The following is a 235-nucleotide window of genomic DNA, read 5'->3' as shown; positions in this document are numbered from 1 at the left end:
GGCAACGGTTTCCATACTATATTTCCCTGAGTATCGGCAGCAGTTGCCACATCACCAATCTGTGGAGTTACATTATCTGTACCTAAAGCAATGGCTTCAGTTTGGGTTGCTGTTTTACCAGCCTGTTGAATATCAAATCCAGACATACTCAAATTCATCGTAGCAGTATGGTTCCCCAAATTATCACCAGTTAAATCTCCATAATTGGTCAGTTTCTTCCATGAGCTGTTTTCCC

1 protein-coding gene is annotated in these 235 nt (G+C 41.7%); it reads right to left on the bottom strand.

All coding sequences use genetic code 11. The features are described from left to right. Positions 1-235, bottom strand: a 235-nt coding sequence (locus tag SB773_RS34690; RefSeq protein ID WP_410595097.1) for a hypothetical protein, incomplete at both ends; no start/stop codon positions are given.

The sequence above is a fragment of the Bacillus sp. SIMBA_074 genome, assembly GCF_046534555.1.
Classification (GTDB): domain Bacteria; phylum Bacillota; class Bacilli; order Bacillales; family Bacillaceae_G; genus Bacillus_A; species Bacillus_A mycoides.
This window is presented reverse-complemented; position numbering and strand designations above follow the sequence as displayed.